This is a genomic window from Parabacteroides sp. merdae-related_45_40 (assembly GCF_001915675.1).
This window is the reverse complement of the sequence record NZ_MNQY01000045.1, coordinates 75,752-84,823: the sequence shown is the minus strand read 5'-3', so window position 1 is coordinate 84,823 and position 9,072 is coordinate 75,752. Positions and strand designations below refer to the sequence as shown.

At 36.9% G+C, this 9,072-nt stretch carries 5 protein-coding genes and 1 pseudogene; all 6 read left to right on the top strand.

Annotation, left to right across the window (positions count from 1 at the left end; translation table 11 throughout):
- Positions 1 to 133: 133 nt before the first annotated feature.
- Positions 134 to 667, top strand: a complete 534-nt coding sequence (locus tag BHV83_RS05800; protein ID WP_005633440.1) for an RNA polymerase sigma factor — start codon at positions 134 to 136, stop codon at positions 665 to 667.
- Positions 668 to 730: 63 nt separating this feature from the next.
- Complete coding sequence (locus BHV83_RS05795) at positions 731 to 1,696, top strand: FecR family protein (RefSeq protein WP_286756796.1); 966 nt, start codon at positions 731 to 733, stop codon at positions 1,694 to 1,696.
- Between the two features lie 150 nt (positions 1,697 to 1,846).
- Positions 1,847 to 5,134, top strand: a complete 3,288-nt coding sequence (locus BHV83_RS05790; RefSeq protein ID WP_286756795.1) for a TonB-dependent receptor — start codon at positions 1,847 to 1,849, stop codon at positions 5,132 to 5,134.
- 19 nt (positions 5,135 to 5,153) lie between these two features.
- The gene (locus tag BHV83_RS05785; RefSeq protein ID WP_005633434.1) at positions 5,154 to 6,761 is read left to right on the top strand and encodes a RagB/SusD family nutrient uptake outer membrane protein; all 1,608 of its coding nucleotides are present in this window, start codon (positions 5,154 to 5,156) and stop codon (positions 6,759 to 6,761) included.
- Positions 6,762 to 6,769: 8 nt separating this feature from the next.
- Positions 6,770 to 8,512 (top strand): hypothetical protein, encoded by a 1,743-nt coding sequence (locus BHV83_RS05780; protein WP_229092652.1) that lies wholly within the window; start codon positions 6,770 to 6,772, stop codon positions 8,510 to 8,512.
- 9 nt (positions 8,513 to 8,521) lie between these two features.
- Positions 8,522 to 9,072 (top strand): annotated as a pseudogene (locus BHV83_RS05775) (glycoside hydrolase family 88 protein); the annotation flags it as partial.

Sequence of the window (9,072 nt, the reverse complement as noted above, 5' to 3'; positions counted from 1 at the left end):
AAATAGGAAGAACTTATATGATAAGCTCCTGTTTTTTCTTTGGTATGGTTGCCTTGGAAAAAGTTCAGGTTTCCGGTTTCAATCCAAAATTTGTTGTATATTTGGGCACTAAGGAGATAAACCGGATAAGAGTATGTCTAATACCACAGATGAAAGATTGATAGAGGCGATCAGGAGAAATGATTACGTCAGTTATAATAAACTGTTTGAGCGTTATTATGGTCGCCTTTGTCAATATGTATATAGCCTGCTCATGGATAAAAGTGATACGGAGGATATTGTGCAAGAGCTTTTTCTGAATATATGGAAGAATCGGGAAAGGATTGAAATCAAAGAAAATGTTGGCGGATATCTTTATAAGATGGCTAAACATTTGGCATTGAATCATCTTCGTTCAAAAGTCTATTTTAATAATCTGTCGGAAACTCAGGATCAGTTATCATATGAAGACGACCGGGTCGAGTCTGAAGAATTTCGGATCGCTCTTTATAGCTGTATCGATCATCTTCCCGGTCGTTGTAAAGAAGTGTTATTGCTGCACCGGATAAAAGGATTGAAACAAAAAGAAATCTCGGAAAAACTCGATGTCTCGATAAAAACGATTAAAAATCAGATCTGGATCTCGCTTCAGAAGCTGAGGCGATGTTTGGAATTAAAAGGAATATAATTTTTTCGGGTCCGGAATAGGACCTTTTTTTATTTATAGTGTCATATAATAAAAGCAAGATTCATGGAAGAACAAAAAACTATAAAAGACTATATCGTGGACTATTTACTGGACGGTGAAGATGAAAAACGTCTTGATCCGGTATTAGTTGAGTGGTTGGCCGAAGATGAGTCCCATAGAAAAGAATTTAATTTGTATAAAAAGATTTGGGAAGAATCTCATCGTTATACAGAAGTTGAGGCTTTCGATCCTGATCTTGCTTGGGAAAAGGTTGACAAGATAAACCGACAGAAAGTATATCTTCGGAAATATTGGAAAAACATGTTATATACGGCTTCCGGGGTTGCCGCATCTTTGTTGATAGTGTTAGCTTTGTCTTTTATGGGAACTTTTCAGAAAGGATCGGAGGTTCTGGTCAGTATGAGTGCCGATTATGGGAATCGTTCGGAGATCATGTTGCCGGATGGATCTTTGGTCAAGTTGAATGCCGGTTCTGAAGTCGTTTATTCTTATGATCCGAAGAAAAAAACGCGGGAAGTTGATTTTCAGGGGGAAGGATTTTTTGATGTGTCCAAGAGTAAAGATCCTTTCGTCATTAAAGTGGCCGCTTCTTTCAATTTGCAGGCGTATGCTGATGATCCGGTTATCCAGGCTTCTTTGGTTGGGGGATGTATCGAACTGGAGAAAGGAAACGAGAAGTTGAGGATGAAGCCGGGAGAGATAGCTGTTTTCGATAAGAAGACGGATAAGATTAAGCAGGTAGAAGGTGTTTTGTCCCATTCTTATGGATGGTTGGACAATAAGTTATATATGGAAGATATGTCTCTGTCGGTTGTTTGTAAATATCTGGAAAGATGGTATGATGTGAAGATTATGCTCCAACCGGGGCTAGGGGAAAATATTCGTTATAATGGGGTCATACAGGAAGAAACCGTAACGGATGTAATGAATGCATTGTCCCGCCTGAGTAAGATACGCTATCATGTGACAGGAAAAAATATATCTAAATTAATCTTTCCACTTTCATAAATAAGAATTGCCTATGAAATAGAATGCCATGGATACACAAAAACGGGAAATGCTGCCACATCTCCCGTTATGAGTTTGATAATAAAATTAGTGTTGGAAGCACTAATAATTAACTAACAATCAATATACAAATATATGAATTTTTTTAATATGTTAGAGTTGGACCAGTCTTCGACTCTTAAAAAGATATTATCTATTATGAAATTGACAGTCGTTTTTTTGATTGCATTTTCTTTGCAGATTTCTGCATCTGTATATTCACAGACCACAAAGTTATCATTGAATGTACAGAATCAGTCAATAAAGGATGTCCTTTATTTGATCGAAAATCAGTCTGATTTTCGATTTATTTATGAAAGTGGAAAGATTAATTTAGATAAGAAGGTTTCTGTTCAAGTGAGAGAACAGTCTGTGGAGTTTGTGTTAAGACAACTATTTAATAATGAAGGAGTCGATTATGAAATTACAGAAAATAACCTTATTCTGATAAACCCTTCGCCAGAACAATTGAAATTTGCTGGTCAAAATAAATCCCAAACTAGGAAAAAAGTTACTGGCGTCGTTAGAGATCAAAATGGCGAACCGATTATCGGAGCAAATGTTGTAGAGAAGGGAACGACAAACGGGACAATTACTGATGTTGATGGTAGGTTTTCTTTAGAAGTATATTCTAAAGGAACACTTTTGGTTAGCTATATTGGATTTACTTCGCGTGAACTGATTATTGGTAACCAAAGTAACATAGAAATCCAATTAAAAGAAGATATGGAAGCGTTGGATGAGGTTGTTGTAATTGGCTATGGAACAGCAAAGAAAAAAGATTTGACAGGTGCAATTACACAAATACGCGCTGAAGAAATAACACAGGCAAATAGCCCTAATATTGGTACAGCCCTGCAAGGAAAAATCCCGGTTGATATTGGTGGCGTGTGGAAACCTGGGAACAATCCAACCATTGAAATCCGTGGGATTAGTTCTATAACAGGTTCGAATGACCCTTTATGGGTGGTGGATGGAATCCCAATGCAAAGTTCGAGTGTGAATCTGAACCCCAATGATGTTCAATCTATTGATGTTTTGAAGGATGCTTCAGCTTCGGCTATTTATGGAGCAAGAGGATCCAATGGTGTAATCATTGTAACAACCAAACGGGCAGAAGCTGGAGAAAGTTCAATAAAGGCAAGTTATAATGGTTGGGTTGGATTTGACAAAGCTGCAGGAAAACCGAATCTGATGTCTGCTGATGAGTTTGTGGATTTTAAGCGTATAGCATTAGCAAATGCCGGTCAGGATAATTCCGATGAGGCAATGTTCGATGATATTGAATTGAACTCATGGAGAAATAGAACTTTTACGGATTGGTTCGATGAGGTATGGGGGGGGACAGCTTTCTCCACAAATCATAATGTGACGATCAGTGCATCAAGCAAGAAGACAGCGACTATGCTTTCATTAGGTTATTTGGATCAAGGTTCATTAGTTGATAATGCCGGATATAAACGGTTTAATGTGAATTTTAATAATACATTTAAGTTCTCGGATCGTTTAAAATTTACGACAGCGGTTTTAGGGTCTTATTCTAAAAATGATGCTCTTCCGGATCGTATTTATCATATTTATCAGTTATCTCCATTAGCTCCTGTTAGAGATGAAAACGGGAAGTTAAAGTTATATCCAACTCCGAATGAATCATTGGTTACTAATCCATTATGCGAAATTCAGAACAATCAAAATTCAACGGATGAATATGGTGTGATAGGTTCAGCTGCTTTAGATTGGAATATTTGGGATGGATTGTCTTATAAGTTCTCAGTCGGGCTGGATTATAGTAATACTAATAATGGAGTTTATCAGGGAAGCGACACTCGTGATAGAAGCGGCGGAGCACATGCTGCCAGTTTCGATAGTCGTACTCGTTTGTCTTCGATCATAGATAATATTTTGTCTTATAATAAAGAGATCAATACTATACATAAAATAGGAGCAATGGCTGCATTTAATGTGGAACAGTTCCAAGAAAAGTCTGTTTATCTGAAAGGAACGGATATGTATTATGATGGGTTGTATTATAATTTGGAAGCTGCCTCTACGATTTTGGATAAGAAAACGACTTTGTCGGAATGGGGGATTATGTCTTTGATGGGGCGTTTCAATTATACATTGTTAGATCGTTACCTGTTGACTCTTACTTATCGCTATGATGGCTCTTCAAGACTTTCCGATAAAAATAAATGGGCTGGATTTCCTTCTATGTCTGTTGCTTGGAGACTTTCGGAAGAAGCTTTTTTACAGGGAGCAAGATCTAGATTTTTGGATAATTTGAAACTTCGTTTTTCATGGGGTAATACCGGTAATACGAATGTAGATCCTTATGAGACCTTAGGAAAACTGTCTAAGACTTACTATTCCTGGAACGAAACTGCAGCTATTGGAACAATACCCACCGGTATTCCGAATCCGGATTTGAAATGGGAGAAGACAGAAGAGTATAATGTCGGTTTAGATTTTAGCTTGTTTAATTCTCGTTTAAACGGAACGATTGATTGGTATCAAAGAACGACGAAAGATTTGATACTAAAAAGACAACTGCCTGTCACATCCGGTTTCTCAGAGATTTATCAGAATATAGGTAGTACACGGAATAAAGGTGTCGAACTGACTTTAAATGGTGATATTATCAGGAATACTGAATGGAGATGGAATGTTGGAATCACATTTGCGAAAAACAAGAATGAAATTTTGGACCTCTATGGAGATAAAAAGGATGATGTTGGTTCTAATTATTTTATTGGACATTCTATTCGTTCTTATTATTTATTGGATTTTATTGGTGTTTGGCAAGAAAATGAGGCCGAAGAAGCTGCGGCTTATGGAGCTAAGCCAGGATACCCTAAATACAAAGATATTTATAACAAAGAAGGAGATGCTCCAAATATCAATTTGAATGATGATCGATATATCATTAGTCGTGATCCGAAGTGGATTGGAAGTTTAAATACTTCTGTTTCTTATAAAGGTTTTGACTTTTATATGAGTATGTATACTCGCCAAGGTGTTAGAGCTTTATCGGATGCGCATAAGCAGAGTAGTGACGATCCTGTGAGATATAGAGGTTTTCGTGTGAATTATTGGACACCGGAGAACCGGTCGAATGATTATCCCGCTCCTGCAATAAAAGGAACTTATACGGATTTTTCTAATAGTGATTATTTTGTTAAAGATGTTTCTTTTGTCCGTATCTCAAATATTTCTTTAGGCTATACCTTACCTAAAGATTTTATCCAGAAATTTAGAATGGAAAATGCAAAAGTCTACATCAATATCAATAATCCTTTTGTCTTTACACCGTTTGATGGTCAGGATCCGCAGGTAGGAACAGATAAGAAATCTTATCCGTCTGTTACCTCTTATCAATTAGGTGTTAATCTTAATTTTTAAAATCTAAAAACAAATAGAAATGAAAAAGATATTCTTAACATCGATTATGTTTTTGTCATTATTCTTCAGTTGTGATATTTTGGAAGAAGAGCCGAAGACAGTATTGCCTCCGGATGGATATTATAATACAAAAACAGGTATTGAGACGCTTGTAAATGCTTGCTATGCAAGATTGCGATCGTTTTCGGCATCTACAACTAATTTGTTACAACTGACTGAACAAGGTACAGATATTTTTGAAGCGGGTGTGGATGGAGATGTGAATTTTGATACTTATAACATCTCTCTTACGGCTGGCCAAATCACAAAAATATGGGAAGAATGCTATATAGGTATTAATGCATGTAATAATGTAACCTATTTTATTAACTCTGTCTCAGATATGTCTGATTCAGATAAAAAGTTACGTGAAGCGGAAGCTCGCTTTTTGAGGGCTTATATGTATTATCATTTAATTATGCAGTTTGGAGATGTGCACTTGTCTCTTGAACCGACGGTTGGTGTACAGACGGAAGCTAATCGAACTGCGGTTGCACAAATATTGGATGAAGCTATTTATCCGGATCTGCGTTATGCGGTGGAGAATTTGCCTACACAACAAACTGATTATGGACGTATTGATGTGTATGGTGCCAAATTTTTTCTCTCTTATGTTTTGTTATCTGATGAAAGGAGCAGCAAAGTCGAGTTTGAAGAAGCTGCTCGATTAGCGTCTAGCGTTATTAATGAGTCACAATATACGTTGCAAGAAACAAGAGATATGGTCTTTAATCAGAATAATGATATGAATAAAGAAATTATCTGGAGTTTACAGTTCTCGGAAGATGAATCGTTAAGGGAAAATGGAAATCAGACACATTTATATTTTGTTCCGAAATATGATGCTAATATTCCGGGAATGACTCGTACTGTGGAATATGGGCGTCCTTATGCTCGTTTTAAACCGACTCAGTTCATGTCGGACTTATACGACTCTTCTATTGATTCCCGCTATCAGGCTTATTGGCGTGATACATGGTATGCTACAACTGCGACTGATAAACTATCTGTGGGAGATACAGCTTTTTATCTTCCGAAAGATGCTTGGAGCAAAGCTCAAATCGATTCGAAAAACTATAAAGTTTTTAATCCGGAATTTAGTGAGAGTTTAGGAAATGATTATAGTACGGTAAGTAATCGTGTGTTTTTACATTTGAAGAAATTTGATGATGTAAAACGAGCTACCATGAATGAAGAAAAAGGCACTAGGGATTGGGTTTGTTTTAGAGTTGCCGAAGCTTATCTTTTGGCTGGTGAAGCCTATTATAGAGCTGGTGATGTGGATAATGCTTTGAAATATATCAATATGTTGCGTAGAAATTGTGCAATCAAAGGAAAAGAAAAAGAAATGGAAATTTCAGCATCCGACTTATCAGTTGATTTTATTTTGGATGAACGTGCCCGTGAGCTTTGTGGAGAGGGGAAACGCTGGTATGATTTGAAACGATTAGGCAAACTGATCGAAAGGACTGATTTGCATAATAAAAAAGCACATGGTAATATGAAATCATTCCATGAATTGCGCCCTATACCTCAGAGTCAGATTGATAGATGTACGAATGTATATCCACAAAATCCCCAATGGTGAGAAATAAAATGAAAGATATTATTAGACTTGTATTGGTGTTTTTCTTTGCGATTTCTATCCCCTGTAAAGGGGAGGATGTGCCGATAAAAGGATGGATCATATTATCCGATAATATGGATAATGCGATTGCGACAATAAAAGCGGCGAAAGGTTATAAAATTAACCATCTTCAACTTTCTCATCAGATTATTCATAATCTGATGGAAGTAAAGAATGAATCAGTACGAAATCTGGTAAGGAACCTCACCCGATTGGCTCATCAGGAGGGAATTGGAGAGGTGCTTGTTTGGGATCATAGTTTTTATGCGCTGGATTATTATCCAGCGCAATTTAAGACGGGTCCTCATGGAACTCTTAATATGGATGATCCGGCTTTTTGGGAGTGGTTTAAGCAGGATTACCGAGGAATGCTTGATTTGATCCCAGAAATAGATGGATTGGTTCTGACTTTCATTGAAACAGGTGCATATGCAGAAAAGCAATACTCGAATTTGTTAAAAACAAATGAAGAAAAATTAGCTGCAGTAGTAGATGCCGTTGCTGATGTTGTCATTAATGAGCGCGGAAAGAAGTTATATATAAGAACTTTTGCCTATTCGAAAGAAGAGTATGCAAATACTGTTGGCTGTATCAATCATATTAAAAATGACAAAGTAATCTTAATGATGAAAGAAACTCCTCATGATTTCTTTTTGACTCATCCGAATGATCCTTTTATTGGTAAAATAAATAAACCAACGATCGTCGAATTTGATACGGGAAATGAATATAATGGTCAGGGAGTTATAGCCAATACGTGGCCTGAATATGTGACAAAACGTTGGACAGATTTTATTAAGCGACCGAATGTAATTGGGTATGTAGCCCGGACAGACCGGTATGGAACGACAAAGTTGGTTGGTTCTGCCAATGAGATATTGTTATATGCTTTAAAGCGCTCAACTGAGAATCCAGAGATTTTGCCTGATCGGATATATGATGAATATATTTCAACCCGATATGGGAAAAAGGCTTTGGAACCGGTAAAGAATGCTTTTAAAAAGACATACGATATTGTTTTGTCTTCCATGTATATTTTAGGGACAAATGCGGCGAAACATTCATCTATGGATTATGATCCTTATAGTAGTAGCTATGATAGGCATGTTTCAGGGCGATGGCTGGAACCACCTGTTGTATTTGTGGAGCATGGAATCAATAAGGAATTTCATTATTGGAAAGACATTATTAATCATATAGCTCCGGCACGATTTAAAACAAAAGATTCTCGCTTGGGATTAGAGGCAAGATATGTGATTGATCAGAATTGGGTTACGCCTGTAGAGCTAATGGATAGTCTTTACCTCAGCTATATTATTACGGAAAAACGGTATGGTGTAAGTTTGGCTAATGAGGCATTAGCTGATATAGAACGGGCTAAAGACCTTTTAAATCCTTCGGATTATGATGATTTATATCGGCTTTTTAAAAGAACGGCTTTGACTGCGCAGCTTTACGAAGCTGTATCCACTGCCTATTTCGGATTTAGGATATATGCCAAAGGGAAATCTTATCGATATGAAAATCTTGAAGAGCAGATTAGGTCTGCTTTGAATCGAATAGATCTCGTTACGGATGAAATGAAAGGTATGCAAGGAGGATATCCTTTAGGACAATGGGACTGGCTGAAGGATGCAGAAACTGCATTATCTTATAAAAATAAGATTCTTACGGGATGGAAAGAGTATAATAATGTCAAATTTACGCAATAGATTTAAATAATGAGGTGTGTTGTGAATTTCTTTGTGACTGTTGGTCTGTTTATGTCTATAGTACAATTAGCAAGTGCACAAAAAAACTATTTTAAAGATTTACCAGAAAATTGTTCTCCTGAGAAAGTTGGAGCTATCCTTAGCCGGAATTTTATTCCATCTAAACACATGTGGTACGGAAAAGGGAAATGGATCCATTATGCAGAAGTTTGTACGTGGTATGAAGCGCTGAGATATGCGGAAATTACCGGTGATAAACAATTAGCTGGGCAATTAAAGGATCGTTTTGACTTACTGTTGTATCCCGTTAGAATTGTATAAGATAACGAAGGATAAGAAATATTTGGAAATGGGTTTATCCTATGCTGATACACAATGGACTTTGCCGGCTAATGCAACCCCAGAGGAAAAAGCCTGGGCGGATAAAGGACTATCTTGGCAAACTCGTCTTTGGATTGATGATATGTTTATGATTACAATTCTTCAGGCCCAAGCATATCATACAACAGGGAAACGTGAATATATGGATCGTGCAGTGAAAGAAATGGTTGTCTATTTGG